We start from the raw sequence: 19,210 nt of genomic DNA on the forward strand, positions 1-19,210 counted from the left end.
GAGCCGCCATGGATGGCTTCACGGCGTGTCACGGAAGCAATGGAATTCGCCGTATCCGCAACGAGAGCAGAAGTGCTTGGTTTTAACTTAACCTTCCTTCATCCCAGCACTACAAACAAAACAACCGCAAGAAATTTGCGGCTGTTTTTGATTAACACTCTGTATTTAAATGAGATTAAAAGCTTTCGCTAAACAACTCACTATTCAGCAACCATCGCCATGAGTGTGGGTAAAAACTCGTTATCTAGTGCGGCGATTTCGCTTTGTTCGACCAGCACTTGATTGAGAATGTCATGGCTGGTGAGGGGGTTGGCTAGTACCACACGGAATACCACGGTCGCTTGCCTAAAGTAGCGGGCTGGCTGAATGCGGGTACGGGAGACGAAAGACTTACCCTGTTCGCGTTGGTGCTTTTGAATAAACTGGGTGAGGCCATCGAGCAGCTCGTTAAAGCGAGCGAGTTTTACTGTGTCTGCTTGCTCACAGGCAAGTTGCATGGCGGCTTGGATGCTGGCGGGCACATAACGGTAAGTCAGCAGACAAAGTTCTGGCTCAGTGATTAGCTCAAAATCCTCATGGGCTTTGATTTGTTCGGCAAAATAGCGGGCTTTTTCAAGGCTGTTATTGATTAATATTTCATAACCATCGCGGCCGATGATCTGTAAGCAAGCGTGCACTAACATCGCCATGCCGGGGCGTGAACCTTCCAGCGTTTGGCTACCGAGATCCTTTGAACCTCGGCGCAGAATATACTCGGCGTGGTGGGCAATGGCGTGGGCGAACTCTGGGTCTTTAAATAACACCATGCCTGCGCCCATGGGCACGTACATTTGTTTGTGGGCATCGATAGTGACTGAGTCCGCAAGTTCGATACCTGCGAGTAAGTGGCGGTATTTATTGGATAATAAACTTGCGCCGCCCCACGCTGCATCCACATGGAAATGACAATTTAACTCTTTTGCGAGCGCCGCTAACTCTGTCAGTGGGTCAACATTACCGGTTTCTGTGGTGCCTGCCACGCCAACAATCGCTAACACTTTGATGTTCTTGCTAGCAAGTTCAAGGGCGGCTTGGCGCATTTTCGCGACATCGACCTTGTTATCGCTGCCAGTGGGAATGCTGATAATATTGTCGCGACCGATGCCAAGCAGATCGACGGCTTTGCCCAGCGAGTAGTGGCCTCGCTCCGAGACCAAAATCGCTAAATCGTCATAGCCGTAGTGGCGCAGTGCCTTGAGTAAGCCTTCGCGGCTGACGCCTTTAAACTCGCCATCGGCTTTCAATAATTGGTTGCGGGCAATCCACAGGGCCGTGATGTTGGCAACCGTGCCGCCGGAGCAAAATGCGCCGAGGGAATGATTGGCGCTGTGCATCCAGCTTTGATAAAAATCCGTATCTTGGGCATAAATCAAATGGTGCATCATGCCGAGCACTTGGCGTTCAAGCGGCGTAAATGCCTTAGAGGTTTCGATTTTGACCAGATTTTGATTGAGTCCCACCATCATTTTTGACAGCGGCAACACAAAGTAGGGCAGTGCCGACGTCATGTGGCCGATAAAACTTGGCGCCGCTGTGTGTACCGAATGCGCCACCAAATTTTGCATGATTTCGTCGGTGTAATCGGAGACAAAACGTGGCTGAGTTGGGATCTCAAAGGCTTGAAAATCGGTTTCGATTTCCGACAAGGGTTTTTCGAGCGCGGCGATACTGTCACCCAAAAAGCCTGCTAAGTCCTCGGAGAGCTTTTGCTCAATAATACTCAGCGTTGAGCTTGCATCTTCCGGTGCAGTAAAAATGCGGAGCAAGCTTGCTTCGGATGCGGTGGCTTGGCGAGGGAGTTTCTGGGTCATTGGGCTTGCCGTCTATTAATTTTTATAGTGAAACCGCAAATTGGCTCGAAGAGTATAACGTACCAGTGATTCTCGACCAGTGATGCGCGATCAGTGACTCTCAAATGTTCAATCAGCGGAATACCAAAAAGGGAGCTCACTTTACTGCAAGGCCTTTTAGGCATCAAGCACTAAAATTTTGTGTTACCAAAGCGTTGCGGCCTAAATAAGCAAAGGCGCCGTTATGGCGCCTTTATGTTTAACTCGACGAGCCACTCATCAAGCCTGAGCATTAGCCCTAAAATTCATGTTAGCCCTAAAATTAGCGCTGGCCTAACATGAGTACCGCGCCGATATTTCGGGCGGTATTGCAAAGGTTTAGTTTGGCATTGGCCAGCACATCATCAAGCGGACTTAAGTGCGGGATGATAGGGAAGATAGCCGCCATACCGTGATCCAATATGGCATTGGCGTTTTCACCCAGGCAGCCCGCGATACCGATAGTGGGAATGCCCTGCAGTTTGGCTTGCTTTAACACGCCCATTGGGGTTTTACCAAATACGGTTTGGCCATCGATGCGGCCTTCACCTGTGATCACTAAATCGGCGCCACGGATTTTATCCGCAAGGCCAACGGTTTGCATTACAATCTCAACCCCAGGTTTAAGCTCGGCATGTAAAAAAGCCATCACGCCAAGACCCATACCGCCAGCCGCGCCAGCCCCCGCATGATCGCGGTGATCGCTAATGCCATTGCGGGCAATCACATCGGCATAATGGGCAAGAGCGGCATCTAGCTGCTTAACCATCTCGTGCGTCGCACCTTTTTGCGGACCAAAAATCGCCGATGCACCGCGTTCACCGCACAGTGGATTATCAACATCGCAGGCAACTTCGAAGCTGCACTCACGTAAAAGTGGATGAGCGTTTGATACATCGATTTGAGCAAGGTTCGCCAGCGCTGCGCCGCCAGAAGGCAAGGTTTTACCTTGGCCATCGAGCAATAAAATATCCAGCGCTTGGGCCATACCCGCGCCGCCATCGTTGGTGGCACTGCCGCCTAGCCCCAAAATGATGTGCTTTATCCCCCGATTAAGCGCATCACAAATCAGCTCGCCTGTTCCATAACTTGTGGTAAGCAGCGGATTACGTTTCTCCCTCGGCACATGGTGCAGACCTGAGGCTGAGGCCATTTCAATCACGGCAATCGCGCCTCGATGTGGCGATTTGTTCGTTGGATCTGCACGTGAAATTGAAGCAGAACTTGTATTGATCGCAGTGCCGAGAATGCCTTCACCAAGAATGCCATAGTGTGCTTGCACTCTATGCCCCAGTGGCCCCATTACCTCTAAGCTGACAATACTGCCGCCTGTGGCGTCCACCATAGATTGCACTGTGCCTTCGCCACCATCGGCAACGGGTATTTTGATTATGTCGCAGTCGGGTATCACTTGTTTTAAGCCTTGTTCTATGGCGTTGGCCACTTCGAGCGCGCTTAAGCTTTCTTTAAATGAGTCGGGGGCGATAACTATTTTCATTAAAAATCCTACAGCTAAATGGGATAAAACAGGGCTCAATGTTGAACACTAAACCCAAGGCCACTTACGTTGGGTGCAACAACATCCCTGTGCTAAAACTGAGGTGATATAAGGGCATTTATATCCATCACTGGCACATTAATCTGTTGCAATTATTAGGGCGTATAACAGAGATATATCTTGGGCACGGTATGTGCCCAAGGGACAATATTGAATCAAGAACTTATTAATATTAGAGCAACACTAGGCTTAGCACATACACAGTTACCATGGACGTCACACCTTGGATTAGGGTCGCCATAGTTTGGGCTTTATAGGCTTGTTTGACGCTCATGCGGCTAAATTGGGTGACGACCCAAAAGAAGCTGTCATTGGCGTGGGAAACGGTCATCGCACCTGCGCCAATCGCCATTACTGTTAACACTCGGCCCATATCGCTACCAAGACCAATATCGCCAAGCATAGGCGCAACCAGTGCAGAGGTTGCGACTAACGCTACCGTCGATGAACCCTGCGCCGATTTAAGCGCGGCAGCGACGATAAATGGCATGAAGATACCGATACCCAGTGCCGACAGTGATGTACCCAAAAAGTCACCTATAGGCGTGGCTTTTAATACCGCACCAAAAGCACCACCTGCACCTGTGATTAAAATAATCGGCGCGGCAGTGACGAGCCCTTGGCTGATGCGTTCGCTAAATTCGCTGATCTTATTCTCACCCTTTAACAGCAGCAGGGATAAAAACAGGCCAATCATCAGGGCATTAACGGGCTGACCGAGGAACACGAGCGCATCAAACACACCTTCTTTACCCAAAGGCGCTGAAGGGAAGTTAGCGATAGAACCTAAACAAATTAATACGATAGGCACAAAAATCGGTGCGAAAGCTTTTAATGGACTTGGTAGCGTGCCATAGCTTTTTTTCAGCGTTTCATAGTCACTGGCCTGCGCTTTAAGCTCTTCTGCGCCTTCCCCATCGGGTTCAACATCGGCAAAGCGGTTTGCCCATAACATACCCGCGAGTGCCGCAATAGCGGCCACAAAGAGACCCACACCGATCACTAAGCCTAAGTTGGACTCTAAGCCTAAGTTGCCTGCGGCGGCGATAGGGCCTGGTGTTGGCGGTACAAAGGTGTGAGTGGCGTACAGACCTGTGGCTAAGGCAACGCTCATGGAGACACTAGAGACCTTCATGCGGTTCGCCATCGATTGTTTCAGTGAGTTTAAGATCACAAAACCCGAATCACAAAAGACTGGAATAGACACTAGATAACCGATAATTGACATAGTGAGTGTCGGGAAGCGTTTACCTAATATCTTGATCACCACATCGGCCATGGTGATGGCGGCGCCGCTTTTTTCCAGAATAATCCCTATGATAGTGCCTAAGACGATCACTAAGCCGATATAGCCTAAAATATTGCCAAACCCTGTGGTAATGGTTTTAGCGATTTCTCCGCTTGGCAGGCCATAGGCGAAGGCCGCGATAAAGGCGGCCAGAATTAAGGTTAAAAAGGGGTGGAGTTTAAATTTTGAGGTCGCGATAACAATAAATGCAATCACGCCGATGAGAATAAGCACTAAGTTCATAGTTTGTCCCGTTCAGTTCTTGGCTGAAGTTTTTGAGTAAGTTTTTTGACTTATATTGTAGGGCGCAGTGCTTATTTGGGCCTGAGTCCAAATGAGGGCTGCTTTAAGGTCATCCTATTATTGTGCAGGTATGTTTGAATAGCTTTGGCTAAATCCACGGAATTACCGCGTTATGTTTCGCCATTTTTGTGCTCATGCACAAAAATGCTTAGGTGAATTCGAATGCAGGAGGAGGCGTTTTGTCGGTAAGAGGAGGCTTGTCGATAAGGATTGGTAAATAGGGCTATTTGCCAATCCTAAACAGGAGGGACTTAACTCGACATCTTTATTGACGACGAATAAAGGATTCGACATAGGCTGCGGTGCGGGCATTGAGTATCGGATCGGCAGATGCAGTAATGCCCTTAGGCAATAACAGTGGGTTAAATATGCCTTTATCACACTGCTGTACTTGGGGATCGCTATCTCGCTCGCCGTTAATCATCACTTGGCCTACCAGTAAACGCTGGCGAGTTTCAGGCCAGATCACGGTTGGGTCATTAATCTCATCACCCATTTCGGCGAGTTGAATATAGAGGTTCCATTGTGCTGGCTGGGTTTTAATGCGCTCGAGTAATTCTGCCTTTAAAAAATCATCACTGAGACTGGCAAGTTCACTGGCTGACAGCGCGGCAGTACCTGCGACAGGTTCAAAAATCCATTTACCCGCGACCGTTTCACCTTGAAGAACACTGTTTTTTGGCGTGCTGAACAGGAAGCTATTTACACCAAAGTAGCGGCTGTTGGCAAAACTTGGGCTGGGAGGCAACTGTTTAACATAGTCGAAAAAAGCTTTGGCGCTGGGTTGATTATCAATAAGCCACTGTTTACCTTCAGGACCTTGTTTCACTTTGGTTTGAAAGTTAAAAAACTCTTCGAGATTTTTGGCAAAGAAAACAGGAACGTTAGTGGTGACAAAGTTAAGGTTCTCTTTATCGCCATCAATTTTGAGTGACATAAAGCGCCCAGCAGTTTTATCTGAGATCTGCGGATTTGTACCGCCGAGGGAAAAGCGGGCTGTGACCTTGATACTATCTTGATTAAAAAATGGAATTGCCAACGTTTGTTGTAATTGTGGATTCGGTTTAAAACTGCCCGAGGTACAAAATCCCTTAGTGTGATTACGCAGTTTGACATTTTTACCCGCCTCGCGACTTGCCGCATCGGGTGTGCCGTTGACGGCATCGACCAGTTCGGGAATGGTTTTCTCGGCCGCGATTAACGAAGGTGAAGTCAGCGCAATACTGCTAATGAGACAAGCTTTGGCGAGTAAAGTCAGTTTGATTGATGTCATTATCATTCCTTTCAATGGACTAAGTAGAGATCGCTTGCATATCGACGCGATACTATATGAAAGGATAGGAAAGGGGATACGGTATAAATCTTTCAATTAATTTTTTAGTACAGGCCAAGTTTTACTCAATTGATCTGGCCATCAGGTCGGCGCCGTCATCTGCGGGCTTTTTTCTGGCTAATCTGTTGAGTTGCTAAGTCATTTGAGCGTTAAGTTAAGCGAGTCGAAGTATCAATTAATTGCCCAAGATACAGGCTTAATAATCCATGCAGGGATTGAATGTCGGCTTGGGTGATTTGCTGAATTTTATCAAGGCGATATCTCAGTGTATTGCGATGAATAAACAGGGCATTCGCGCATTGCTGTGCATCGCCAAAGTGGGTGATGTATGCCGCTAAGGTTTTGCGTAATTGGCCGTTTTTGTCCGCCTTGGCGAGTTGCTGGTAGGGCGTTGCCAGCGCCTGACCGCGCCAGTCATGTTTTAGCCCTGCAAGTAACACTTGTAGGGAATAATCTTCAAACAGGTATTTATTCCCTTCTGCATTGAGCTGCTTACCGAGTGCTAAGGTTTCTTGAGCCGTGTGATAGGAGCGCGCTATCCCACCTTTTTCCGGGAAGAAATGGCCTAGGGCAATTTTAAAGTTTAAATCCATTTGGGCGGGTAAGCGCTGCAACAGCTTATCGATACGCTGATTTTCAAGCTCAGGATCCCATTGTTTTCCATCTAAAAAAGCAGGCTTTAGGATCACCAACTGCGACATTGAGGTCATGGCAATCAAGTTACCACGGTCAGGATATTGCAAAAGATGCAGCACTTGCTTGAGGGTTTCACTGACTCTGGGGCTACGTTCATCGGCGGGCTGAGTGGATGCCTCAGCTAAGAACAAGGCCGCTGGGGTTGTGTCGGTTTTTAAATGGTGTTTCTGGATGTTTTTCTCGCTGATCTCAATAATGGCCGCGACTCTTGGCAGGCTGATATCAATGTCGAGTTGTCTTGCCCAGCGGTGCAACTGTGCATCATCGGTTTCAGCTTTGATCAGTTGCAGAATAAACTCTTCACGCTGGCGATTCTCCCATTGCAATTTATCCTGCAGGTTGGCTTGTTCAACAATCATTTCGGCGGTCATTTTGAGTAACTCACCATAATGGGTGAGCTCACGTGGATCACCGGTAATGCCGACGACGCCGATAATTTGTCCTTGATAATGTAAGGGTAAATTGATGCCTGGCTTAACGCCATGCAGCCCTGAGGCGACTTCTTGACTGATCTCCACATTGCGATTTTGGGCTATCGCTAGCAGCGCACCTTCATGGGTTGAGCCAATACGCTTAGGGTCGCCTGAGCCTAAAATCACCCCTTGGCCGTTCATCACATTGATATTGTGGCCAATGATTTTCATTGTGCGGCTCACAATTTGCTTAGCGATGACAGAATCAAGTAGATACATACAGGCGCCTAGTGGGGTTGAAGGTTTAATAGGGATGCAATACGCATTCTTAATCTGGGTAGCATATCGCGTTCAAACTCAGGATGCTGCTTAAGCCAAAGATTATTACGCGGGCTTGGGTGCGGCAAGACAAGATACTTAGGCCAATATTGCTGCCATTGCGCGCATGCTTGGGTCACTGTTATTGGTTTCAGTTTGGGGATGACCGTTACGTTAGTGCCGGTTGTTTGATGCTTAGTGATCGGCGAAGTGGGGTTTACGGCCTCGGACGATTCGCGCGGTAGATGATAGTCGATGGCATATTGGCCGAGGATCACAATTAGCTCTATTTGTGGCATTAGGGCGAGCAAGGCCTGATGCCAAGTGGCAGCACATTCGGGGCGCGGTGGTTTATCACCCTGCTTTTTACCGTTTTTTTCGATACTGCCCGGAAAACAAAATCCCATAGGGATAATGGCAAAAAGATTGGGGTCGTAGAATTGCTCCCGCGTGACATTCAACCAAGTGCGCAGCCGTTCACCGCTGGCATCGTCAAAAGGTATGCCTTTATGGTGGGTTTTCATGCCCGGAGCTTGGCCTGCAATCAAAATCCGCGCTTGGGTACTGGCCTGCAATATCGGCTTGGGCGCTAAGGGTAAATGGGCCTGACATAAAGTACAGGCGCTGATTTTTGCCAGCAGTTTAGCCATTGATGCCGAGCATGATGGCGGTACAGTTACGCAAAGTGGCGATGGCGCTTTAGTGAGATTCGTCTTAGTCAATTTAATCGCTAATTTTATCGTTGCTCATTCATTTCAATCAGGATTGGAGCATCATCACTGTTTGATATATCCAGTAGCCAAAAAGAGAATAGCCAAGGATTAAACCGATATAACTTAATATCTTAGGAATTTGATTTGGGCTTGAAGCTAAACAGATGTGGGCCAGTACAATCGTAAAGAAGGCTAAGGGGGCAATCACATAGCTCAAAGTTAAGATAAATAATGCCCCTAGGCTGATTATCCAATCAGCATTGCGATTGGTGGGCTTATCGATTTGGCAAAGCTGTAGTGGCAATAAAATCAGTCCAATACCGACACAGATAATGCCTAAGTTAAGGGCGAAATCACTCCAACCTCTATGATCATAAATGGCTAACGCAATGGCAATTAATGGCACTATTAGTGCGCTTAATACATGGCGTTTGGCAAAAGTGGCGCTACGATACTGACCCGCAAAAAAGAATAAGCCCTGTAGAAACAGATTGATTAAGGTAAAACCACCTAGGCCTAAAATGATAAATAGGCTCGCTGCACCACCCGAAGGGTCGAACGCCATGGCGGGTAAGGGTAATAGGCTTAGCCCCAATAGTGCAGAAAGTGATAACAGCCACTGAGATTGGGAGAGTGAAGAATAAATACGCATGGGCTCAGAGGATTAACTAAAAGATTGAATTAAGATCCGCTAAAGTGAGCCAAAACTCAAGGATTAAGGTTTTTATGGGCGGACTTTCGCGCCAGAGTCTGATCTTATTCAAGATTTTTACTGTTATCTGCCATGATGTTATCGCTTTAAAAGATAATACTGCGCTTAAACAAAAGCCCGCAACATGCGGGCTTTTCGTGTTATGAACAGTATCGATTAGAGTTTGTAACTCATGCTCAGCATGATCATTTGCGCTGTGTAGTCATGGCTATTGCTGCCAAAGCCTACGACGTTCCAGATCCCATCGACGGCGATATCATTGGCGGCATCATTGTCTTTATAATTCTCAATTTTATAATCCAAGCGCAGCGCCATTTTCTCGGTGGCTTGATATTGAGCATATAAGTTAATGTTGTGCACTTTGGCAAAATAATCGCCATAGTCGCCTGTGATACCTTGTCTGACTTGAGTGTTACTGTCGGAGTTTGAATAAGTGTAATCCAATCCCATGCGTAACTTGTTCTCAAGCAAGTTGTTGTAGCTAAGGCCTGCCCCGACCACATCTACATTGTCTTCAATGAATCCTGTCCATGTTGGGGTGCTGTAATTACTGCTTCCCGCTTGTTCAGACTCAATGATTTGGTAATTGTAGAAGGCTGTCGCCAGTAAATCATCGGTGATCATGTAGCTGATGTTGGCATCATAACTGGTGTCTTTTGACTCAGTTAAGCCAATAACTGTGTCAGAGTAGTCATCTAATGCGTAACGGGCACCGAAATCTATGGTCAAGCTGTCGATTGGCGAGTGGGTGACTCGAGCTTCAATCTGGGTTCTGTCGCGGTTAGCCAGATTGTACTTACGTAACAGGCTGTTGGTTTCAGAAGATGTCCATTCAGAAGCTTGATATTGCGAGCCATCACGCTGACCGTAACTGCCCTTAACCCACATATCCCAAGTTTCAAAGCTGTTAACGCGCAAACGTGCCCAAACAGTATTTTCATCCGTGGTTTCACGGTCTTGATAATTACGGTCGTCACGTTTGAAGTCATAGCCGCCATCAAGCTTCAGTCCATGGGTAATACGATAATCCGCCGCCACTTTGAAGCGTTGGCTAGTGTTATCGTAAGGGGTGTTATAGGCCACCTTACCATTGACATTGTTGATGCTGACTTGGGTCCACTCTTCAATTTGAGTATTGTTATCACGGTCGCTATAGTCGTAGCTACCACTTAAGCGCAGTGAGTTAGTCACTTTACTGACGACTTTTAAGTTCAACCCTGTGAGGTCAACTTTGGCATCAACGGCCTCTGTCGGCACTTGATAGCCATAGCCTGAAGTGACTAATGCTTGGTCTTGACTCATTTGTCCCGCAAGCACACGACCTGTTAACACATTGGTATTGTCGTTGTATTGACCCATGAGCGACACTGTGTGTGACTGGTTGTCAGGGTCAAGGGCGAGTGTGCCAGAGGTTTGAGCACCAAAAGTTGGATTGAAAGCACTGTCGAAGTTTAACTGGTTGTACTCGTTCTTAAAAATTGAGCCATTGTAGTTAAGTGCAGTGAACCAACGATCGCCTTTGAGTTTAATGCCAGCTTCAATGGAGTCAGTGGTGTAATCAACTGGCTCAGCTAACATCATGGATTGGTTAAAGAATCCACCTGATGTTTTTTTCAAGCCGGTTTTTTCTTCACGCATGTAGCTCACATGCGTACTCCACAGCGATTCACCTTGATAGTCAAAACCTAACCCTGTGCGCTCACGTTTGAGCGACAGTTCTAAGGCATTTAGGCTGTCCATCAGTAACGGCATCTGGCTGCTTGAACCCGCAGTTACCCAGTTGTCTGGCAAGGTTAAATTATCGCTGCCGACACCAGAGTAGGGCGTTAAGGCGCTATTACTGTTGTAAGTGGCGATTTGGCGATAGTTTACATTGACATTATACTGGCCTTGTTTGCCCGCATTGACATCTAAACGGCCACCATCCATGCCCAGTTGATAAGCTTCAACGCTGGCTTGATAGCCTTTCTCACCACGGAAGGTGACATCGGCATCAAATTTACCCGCAACTTCGTTTGAAGTCCCAAAGGCATTCGCCGAGCGAATATCCTCTTCGCTGTTGTAACCCACGCCAACACCCACAGTGCCAGACGTACCCGTTTCAACAACGCAGCCTTTACAGCTCCAAGCGGACATTTTGACTTTTTCTGTATTGGCATTGGCTAAGCCATACCCGTCGGCTGCTATTGCAAAACCTGTGTTTGCTAGTAACGCCAGAGTGATCAAATTGAGTTTAAATTTCATTTTCTCGTCTCCTTAGCGCTGTAATAGCTTGCCAGATGGATGGTTTGAACCATGGACCTGACTGTGGCAATTTAAACAGCTTCTTCCACCCGTAAAGGCATTGTCGCCGACGTTTGAACCTAAACCAGTGTTACCTAAGTAAGCATTGCTGGCGTGGCCATCGCTGGCGTGACATTGCTGACACAGCTGCGGTGCGCGGGTTTTCAACATGGCATCATTCACACTGCCGTGAGGATTGTGGCAAGTCACACAGTTCTCAGTGACGGGTGCATGTTCCCACAGTTTTGGGCCGCGTTTCTCGGCGTGGCAGGAGTAACAAGTTTCGTTAATGCTAGGCTTGTTTAGATCGGAATCTGTCATGCTCCCATGGGGATTATGACAATCGCTACAGGTCATTTGAGCCCATTTTAGTGGGTGACTCGAGCGTTTATTCATATCTGCTTTTTGCTTAGTGTGACAGCTAGTACAGACTTCCATTTCGGTGTTTTTTGATAACACAGGATCTTTTGCGACATGCACTTGGTGGCATGAGGCACAAGCGACATCGGCATTGTCATGGTGACTACCGTTCCAAGATACGCGTTTATCATCTTGGTGACAGCTCATACAGACACTGTTTTGTTTTTCTGCACTTAAGGTCGACTGCTTACCAAAAGTGATCATCGGCTCGTTGCCGCCTTTATTGTGTTGACCCATAGGACCATGACAGGCTTCACATTGCAGGCCAGCCATTGGGCTCTTTGATGAATCAATGGCGCCATGGACACCTTTGAAGAGGTCCATCACTTTTTCAGATTTTTTGTGGCACATCAAACAAGAATCGGCACCTTTAGGGGAGTAGCTGCCTTCGGCAAACTTCTTATCTAAGGTGGCTTCGACTTGTTCTGGAGTCATTTTGTCATCCCACTTTGAGGCGTGTGCACTCGGTGTGATGCATAAAGACATCACTGCAGACATTGCCATGGAGATGACAAGTGCCGGCAGTAGGTTTTTCATTTTTAGGCTGTTCTTCATAATAGGCTTCCCAATTTGTCCCAACAAAATTCAAGAAAGGGGGAGCGAACTCCCCCTGCTTGGGCAAATTACATCTTCACCTGAGTGTGATCTGTTGGTGTGGGTTTGTGACAGTAGAAACAGGTTTCTGACTGCGCCGCTTGATTGGCTTGAACATAATCACCGTTCACAATCGCGCCCATATTTTCTAAGCCGTGGCCAATAGATTCTGGCGCGTGGCATGAAGTACAAGTGGCAGTGATTGGCGTGGTGTATTTACCCGCAGTTGTTGCCAGAGCGCCTTTGACCTTGAATGCATCTAGGTTGAAGTCGTTATGACATTGGGTACATTCTTTGATGACACCTTGTTTACCATGAACAACGTGTAATTTCATCTCCAACGCACCTTTGTTAGCACCACTTGCATAGGTACCATCAGGGGTATGACAAGCGACACACGCATCCACACCGACGATTGGCTTACCACTGGCATCTTTTGCATGTGATAGCTGTTCTGTCATCACAAAACCCGCATGGTGGCCTTTGTGAATTTCGAAGCTATCACCGTGACAACCTTGACAGGTACCAAACTCAACTGAGTTAACATGACGCATGCTCGGTGCTTTACCAGACTTAGTGCCAAAAGCTAGTTCGGCTTTCATGCTCGTTGTTGCGCTGTCTGCGGTACATGCGGTTAAGCTTGTACCAGTGCTACACACTTCTAAACCGATAATGGTAAAGGCGGTATCAGTATCGCCTGCACCGAAAGGCAGAGCGGGTGTTGTAAAGACTAATTTACCGTCAACTAAGGTTACACCTTCTTGCAATGCGCCATCTTTGACTAAGTCTTTCGCTATTTTCGCTTTACCGCTACCTGGACTTGGGTTGTAGCCCATGATCGGGAAGTTAGGGCCAACGTTGGTAACGGACTCTAAACGTTTAATCTTATCTTGAACGGTTGCCGCATCAATTGCGTTACCATCTTTGTCTAAGATAGACACGGTTAATACTGCAGTATCATCAGCTTGACCAGCAAGTGCTGCTGACATACCTAACTGAGCGATAACGGCTTTTTTGTCTGCAGTCTTACCTGTGTGCAGTTCTGCAGTCCAATCGCTGTTATGACAGGCGATACAGTTAGAGTTATCTAGCTGTTGTGAGTGACCTTTACCGGCAGCAAAGTCCACTGTGCTATGGCAGCTTCCACATGAGGCGGCAGTTGGGATACGTGACCAATTACTCCAATCAGGCGTAGCCTCATTTGCGGCGTGACAGCTTTGACAGCTTTCTAATGAGCCTAAGGTGAGGTCTTTGTGTTTAGCGTGAACGAGAACATTAAACTCTTTACCTACGCCCACTTTGCCTGCAGTGTGGCAAGTTGCACAGTAATTAACGTCAGAATACGCGCCGCCATGTTTAACATTGGCTAAATCTTGGTGACAAGTATTACAGCTTTCTGTGGCGACAATTTTGCGACTGTATGTTGGCAGTGCGCCAGTATCGGCAGTGAAGTCGACAAAGGCGTTACTGTTTGGTACTTGAGTACCATCGGGAAGCGGAGTGTTATAAGCGCGGATTAATACTCGTTGAGCTAACTGTTCGTTATAAGTGACTTTAGTGTTAGCGGTCAGGTTCATACTAAAAGTATAACTGTAGTGACCGTTTTTCTTGTCAACGAAAGTCCCTGGGCATGTTGCAGCGACATCACAGGTCTCATCACCAAAGTACTGCCATTGTGACGCATTACCTGCACCCGTTGCGCCTTGTGGGATTAATTGTGCTGCGGCAAAACGCATTTTTTGTAGGCCAACAACGGGTAAATCATTTTCGTTAGTGACGGTAAACTCAACACTCGGAATACCGTTAGTGACGACAGATTTGTCAAAGGCGAAATTAAGGGTTTGAATCGCTGGAGCAGGTTCGCCACCAGGTTCACCGGGATTACCATCATTACCATCGCTGCCACCACAGCCCGCTAAGGCCATAGTGACTGCACTTGCTGCTAACAGCAGTGCGATTTTAGTTGTTTGTGCGTTCATCATTTTTTTTCCCTGCATAGGTTTGGCATTGCTTAAACGCTATGTTCTAGAGCCAACAGATTCTATGTCTGTGTTTTTGGTCACTAGAAGCGACTTAAGTGGATGCTGGAAATAGAATTCCCCAAGGAAAGGCTAACCTAACATGACCTTAAAATCTCCAAGGCCTTTGCTAATGTGTGACTTGGATCTTTCTATTTCTAAAGAGGTATTTAAAGCGAGAGGTAAAAATGATTCTAGAACAAAAAAACAGCAGGGTTTTGAAAGGGAAGAATATAAAGAGAGAGGTAACAACCTCTCTCTTTAATAACGATAAAAACATTGCTCTGAATGAGAGCGTTATCTCTGTTTAGTTACCGTGGACTTCACTCAATTGAGCTGGTGTATGGCAAGTCGCACAGCTTTCAGATGCACGGGTTTGCACATCGGCTGCGCTAGTACCGTTTAAGATACCACCGTTAGCTTCAATATGAGATTTAGCGGCATCAGAGAGATATTTCTGGTGACAGCTTAAACATGCGCCTGCATCAGAAGAGACCCAAATATCGGTACCGTTATTGTTGATGTCACCAAAACGCCATGTGCGTTCAGGTGCACGGCCTAAGGTAATACCTGTAATGACGTTTGATTTATCTACAGTATGACATGTAGCGCAATCGGTTTTAAGCACAGTGCCCGATTGTACGCCTGCATATTTTAGATAATGGCCTTCACGTTCGTGAGCTTTCCAAGCAAAGCTAGTTGGGATTTTGCCACCAGGATAGCTTGAATCGGCTTTAAGGGTTTTGTCTGATGTATGACAAGTTTGGCAGTTTACACCATTGTCATAGTGGTGAATTTCTTGATTGTGACAACCTTGACATTTTGTTGGGTCAATAATATCACGACGAGTAGCTGCTTTAGCTGTGCTATCCACAGCATTATCTTTCCAAACGAAGTGATAAGGAGCTTCTTTGACAGGGACTTTGTTTGTGTTAGCTGTCGCACAATCTGTCATCACAACATCCGCAACGCCATAGCCACCATTGTTGAAACATACTTCCAATGTTGACCATAGTTCGAATGTTTTACCATTTGCATCTGCGGGTAAATTGAACTTAGTGCCAGTCAATGAGTAGGTTTTATTGGCTTCGTTATAGGTACCTTCACTTAGAGCAATGCGACGGTTACTGTAAGAAGCCGTAGCAGAACTCGGGAAGTCTTTATCAGAATCCCATGCAACTACAACACGCGAGCCCTGGTTCACGAAGGCTTTGTCAATCGCATTGCCATCTTTATCAATAACTTGAACATCGAAAGTGATTTTGCCTGTGGCATTGACACCTACATTGCTGAACTTAATACCCATAGTTTTAGTGTCAGAGTAAGCTTTCAGCACATCGCCATGACGTTTAGTCGCACTGCCTGTTCCACCATAGGGTTGAGTTGCATTATGACAGGCAACACAGTCATTGCTGCTGTGGTGAGCAGATGGTTTTTCAGTGTGACAACCAATACAGGCTTGATTACTTAAATCAGCCTTAAATAGATCGGCATTAGCTGGCGCGCTCGTTCCTTCTACGTGACAGGCCGCACAATCCGCGGCAGGTTTTAATGGGAAACCAACCTTGCCATAGTCAATGACTTTACCGCCATACCCCACAATTTTATATGGTGCAGGAACTTCCGCTCCAGTTTCATCATAAGTATGACGTTCGCCACCTTTATGGATAGCATGAATCATGTAAGTAAATTCAATGCTATTGCCTGATTCAGGGTCACCAGATGTTGCCGTATGGCAAGATGCACAGTTCTCAATATCAACTCTGCGGCCGCCGTGTAACTCTAAACTTTCTGGTTGGTGACAGGTGTAACAGGCTGTTATTGAAACAACGTTACGTGTTTGGATTCCTTCTGTTTTACCTGTTGAAGGCTGCCAGTCAAAATGTGCGTTTGCTGAAAGTTGTGGTAACTCAAGCTCTAAGGTTGCACGTTCAGTCGCTTCAGCGCTGTAAGTGATGGCTAAGGGCTCAGTGACATTGGCGATATTGGCTTGATAGGTATAACTGTAGTTGCCATCACCATGATCGACTAAACATGTATCACACTTGGCTGCAGCTTCAACGTTGGCTTGATATTGAGCGGATGGATTGAGGTTATCCACGCCAGAAGGCACTGTGCCAGGTTCTTTTTTCGTATTGATATAGGCTTGCCATTGGTAACCGCGGTCAGCGGGTTTTGCTGGATCTTCTGTTGCTACTGTTACGTGGCTAAGTTGCGCAATACCAAAGCGAATGTCGTGATCTTTATTCAAGCCAAGTACAGCCACACCATTCGCATTTTCTAATGTGAAATTAACAGTCACTTTACCTGCATCGACTGTGGCGTTAGTGAAACTTGCTTTCAGTGTAGGAGTTGAATCGATATTAACACCGACAACGCCAGGTTTTCCGTCTTCACCATCTTTACCGTCACTACCACCGCAACCGGTGAGTAGTAGAGAGAGTAAACCGGCACCCAACATCGCTTTTGTTGCGGTATTGAAATTGAACCGTTTCATCATGATATTTCCCTGCAATAGTTGTAATCATCATCAAACGCTTGGCAAATAAGAATAAATCTCATTACCCGCATAAGATGTGTGGAATTAGTTTTCCATCTGTAAGGCTAACTAAGTCACTGGTATTTATCAGTCACTTTAGGCGGGTAATGTGACTGAGATCTGACTATTTCTTTAGGAGTAGATGACTGCATCGTATGAGTTCCTTTTATATCTGCAGTTGCTGGCCTTTTTAGGCCAGCATCATAGGGTTAGTTTATTGGATGCACTTTCAACACGTCCGCGACTCCGCCCTGTCCATGACAGAAAGCACAGGTTTCAGTTCCTGCGGTTGCATCGGATTTTGTACCTGCAAAAACAGCACCTTGCTGAGCCATGTGGTTATGAGTGCTGGTATCTGAATGGCAGTTGCTACACACAGCGGCAATTGGGCTGGTAAAAGTGCCGTTATCGAGGGCAAGGGGTTGTACCGCTGAATTTAAGGGGAGGGCGACGGTAGAAATCCCCGCAGTATCGTTAACGTGACATTGGGCACAGTTACCGATTTTTCCTGGGTAGTTTAGGCTTTCAAACCCCGTGAATTGACTGGTGTGAATACCGTGGATCAGCTGCTTAAAGTCAAATGACGTGATTGAAGGATTGGCTGCCGTCGCATCGGCCAGCATATTGGCGTTATGGCATAGCTGGCATTGACCATCGAGATCGTTACGTGAGCCGTGAATATTCAGTTTTTGATCACCATGGCAATTACCGCAGCTTGCATTGCTCACAACGCTACGGCGACCTTCATTGCTCAATGCTGCCATATCAAAATAACTGTGGCTGGATTTAATCATTAACACTTCCGCCAGTTCAGTCGTGCAATCAACCAGTACTTTATCTTTGGCACAGACTCTGCCTTGAATCGCAAGTCCGCCATGATCCGTTTCAGTGCCTGCTGGCACAGTAAGGCCCGCTATCGTATAGATATAAATGCCATTAGAGCCTGATATGGGTGTGGATTCCGGCAGTTTAATCGAGCGAGCTGAACGGGTCGCATAATCAAAACTGGTTCCCCAGTTGGCATATACCCTTAAATCATTGATAAATTTTAGTTTATCGGCACTTTCGCTATACACAGTTCCTGTGGCTGGATTCATCAGCTTAACCGCAACAGTGACCGTACCATTGGCATCCATACTGGCGCTGGTGATACTTGGGCTAAATTGCATCAATGCCGCAGTTTTAGCTTCATCACTGTGTACGCTTGCGGTCCAGTCGGCATTATGACACGCCACGCAGTTACTGTTATCTGTTTGCACTGGGTGTCCTTCGCCTGCGGGGAAATTGATCTGTGTATGACAGGCACCACAGGCTTGCATGGTCGGGACTCTGCGCCAGTTTTGCTGTTCGGTTAACTCAGCCTTATCGACGTGACAGGTTTGGCAGTCACTAATGGGTTGCGGGAAGCCGGTTAAATGTTTGCTGTGGATCATTTGTGGGAAAATATCCGCAGGGTTACTGACTTTTTTGCTGTTATGGCAGGTGACGCAGGTTTCGATTTGATTATATCTACTGCCATGGAAAGCAAGATTACTGTGGCAACTATTACAGGTCTCTATTGTGACTAAGTTGCGGGTGTAAGCGACATTACTACCTGAAGATTGCCAGTCATAATGCTGATTGGTTATAGGTAAGGGCGTGTTATCGGCAAGTTTATCGCCGCCAATTTTGACCACCATTCTTTGGGTCGCTTCGGGCATAAACGTCACTCCATTCATGCCATTAAATGCGGCGCTGAAGGTATAACTGTAGTGACCGTTTTTATGATCTGTGAGACTGCCTGGACAAGTTGCCGCGCAGGTTTCAGCGGTAAAGTGCTGCCATTCACTGCTATTCCCCGCGCCTGTATAACCTTGGGGGAGAAGCTGCGCGGCAATAAATGTCGCCGATGGGATACCAATCACGGCTTCATCATCTTGATTGCTTACTTGAAAATCCACTTGAGCAATGCCATCTGTCATCGCGACTTTATCGACCATGATGTTAAGGCTAGTTATCGTTAATGCAGGCGGTTTCGCAGGCTCACCGGGATTACCATCTTGGCCGTTATCACCGCCACAGGCGCTTAATAGCGAGACTAACGCCAGCATAAGACTGAATTGAGTGCGAATTTTTGCAAACTTGTTCATATTTCTATCCTTGGAATGCGCTGTC

Annotated in this window: 13 protein-coding genes and 1 pseudogene; 2 read left to right on the plus strand and 12 right to left on the minus strand. The window is 46.9% G+C overall.

Annotation, left to right across the window (positions count from 1 at the left end; translation table 11 throughout):
* A pseudogene (locus tag ACHA99_RS09895) lies at nt 1–192 on the plus strand (hypothetical protein); the annotation flags it as partial.
* Between the two features lie 8 nt (nt 193–200).
* On the opposite strand, the gene panP reads toward ACHA99_RS09895, so the two are convergent.
* The 10 genes from panP to ACHA99_RS09945 form a co-directional block, all read right to left on the minus strand.
* On the minus strand, nt 201–1,850 hold the full coding sequence (gene panP / locus ACHA99_RS09900) for a pyridoxal-dependent aspartate 1-decarboxylase PanP (RefSeq protein WP_393942488.1): 1,650 nt from the start codon (nt 1,848–1,850) through the stop codon (nt 201–203).
* Between the two features lie 301 nt (nt 1,851–2,151).
* A complete protein-coding gene (locus ACHA99_RS09905; RefSeq protein ID WP_393942491.1) occupies nt 2,152–3,366 on the minus strand; it encodes a glycerate kinase in 1,215 nt (404 codons plus the stop codon).
* A 232-nt stretch (nt 3,367–3,598) separates the two neighbouring features.
* Nucleotides 3,599–4,957, minus strand: a complete 1,359-nt coding sequence (locus tag ACHA99_RS09910) for a GntP family permease (protein ID WP_393942494.1) — start codon at nt 4,955–4,957, stop codon at nt 3,599–3,601.
* Nucleotides 4,958–5,282: 325 nt separating this feature from the next.
* Nucleotides 5,283–6,290 (minus strand): catalase family peroxidase, encoded by a 1,008-nt coding sequence (locus ACHA99_RS09915; protein WP_393942496.1) that lies wholly within the window; start codon nt 6,288–6,290, stop codon nt 5,283–5,285.
* A gap of 209 nt (nt 6,291–6,499) precedes the next feature.
* Complete coding sequence (locus ACHA99_RS09920) at nt 6,500–7,738, minus strand: sugar diacid recognition domain-containing protein (RefSeq protein ID WP_393942498.1); 1,239 nt, start codon at nt 7,736–7,738, stop codon at nt 6,500–6,502.
* Between the two features lie 8 nt (nt 7,739–7,746).
* On the minus strand, nt 7,747–8,427 hold the full coding sequence (locus ACHA99_RS09925; RefSeq protein WP_393942577.1) for a uracil-DNA glycosylase family protein: 681 nt from the start codon (nt 8,425–8,427) through the stop codon (nt 7,747–7,749).
* 109 nt (nt 8,428–8,536) lie between these two features.
* Nucleotides 8,537–9,142, minus strand: coding sequence for a hypothetical protein (locus ACHA99_RS09930; protein ID WP_393942500.1), 606 nt, complete (start codon nt 9,140–9,142; stop codon nt 8,537–8,539).
* Between the two features lie 216 nt (nt 9,143–9,358).
* Nucleotides 9,359–11,446 (minus strand): MtrB/PioB family decaheme-associated outer membrane protein, encoded by a 2,088-nt coding sequence (locus tag ACHA99_RS09935; protein WP_198572183.1) that lies wholly within the window; start codon nt 11,444–11,446, stop codon nt 9,359–9,361.
* A gap of 12 nt (nt 11,447–11,458) precedes the next feature.
* Nucleotides 11,459–12,460, minus strand: coding sequence for a decaheme c-type cytochrome MtrA (gene mtrA / locus ACHA99_RS09940; protein WP_028760483.1), 1,002 nt, complete (start codon nt 12,458–12,460; stop codon nt 11,459–11,461).
* Nucleotides 12,461–12,528: 68 nt separating this feature from the next.
* Entirely contained in the window at nt 12,529–14,481 is a 1,953-nt protein-coding gene (locus ACHA99_RS09945; protein WP_393942503.1) for an OmcA/MtrC family decaheme c-type cytochrome, read from the minus strand.
* Nucleotides 14,482–14,620: 139 nt separating this feature from the next.
* Between ACHA99_RS09945 and ACHA99_RS09950 the strand changes: the two genes are divergently transcribed.
* Nucleotides 14,621–14,782 carry a hypothetical protein gene (locus ACHA99_RS09950; protein ID WP_393942505.1) on the plus strand — a complete coding sequence of 54 codons (162 nt, stop codon included), beginning with the start codon at nt 14,621–14,623 and terminating at the stop codon, nt 14,780–14,782.
* Between the two features lie 42 nt (nt 14,783–14,824).
* Here the strand turns inward: ACHA99_RS09950 and ACHA99_RS09955 are convergent, their stop codons facing one another.
* Both ACHA99_RS09955 and ACHA99_RS09960 read right to left on the minus strand, forming a co-directional pair.
* Nucleotides 14,825–17,017, minus strand: a complete 2,193-nt coding sequence (locus ACHA99_RS09955) for an OmcA/MtrC family decaheme c-type cytochrome (RefSeq protein ID WP_393942507.1) — start codon at nt 17,015–17,017, stop codon at nt 14,825–14,827.
* 248 nt (nt 17,018–17,265) lie between these two features.
* A complete protein-coding gene (locus ACHA99_RS09960) occupies nt 17,266–19,185 on the minus strand; it encodes an OmcA/MtrC family decaheme c-type cytochrome (protein ID WP_393942509.1) in 1,920 nt (639 codons plus the stop codon).
* Between the last annotated feature and the right edge of the window lie 25 nt (nt 19,186–19,210).

This window comes from Shewanella sp. S23-S33 (genome assembly GCF_043359565.1).
In the GTDB taxonomy this organism is placed as follows: Bacteria; Pseudomonadota; Gammaproteobacteria; order Enterobacterales; family Shewanellaceae; genus Shewanella; species Shewanella oncorhynchi.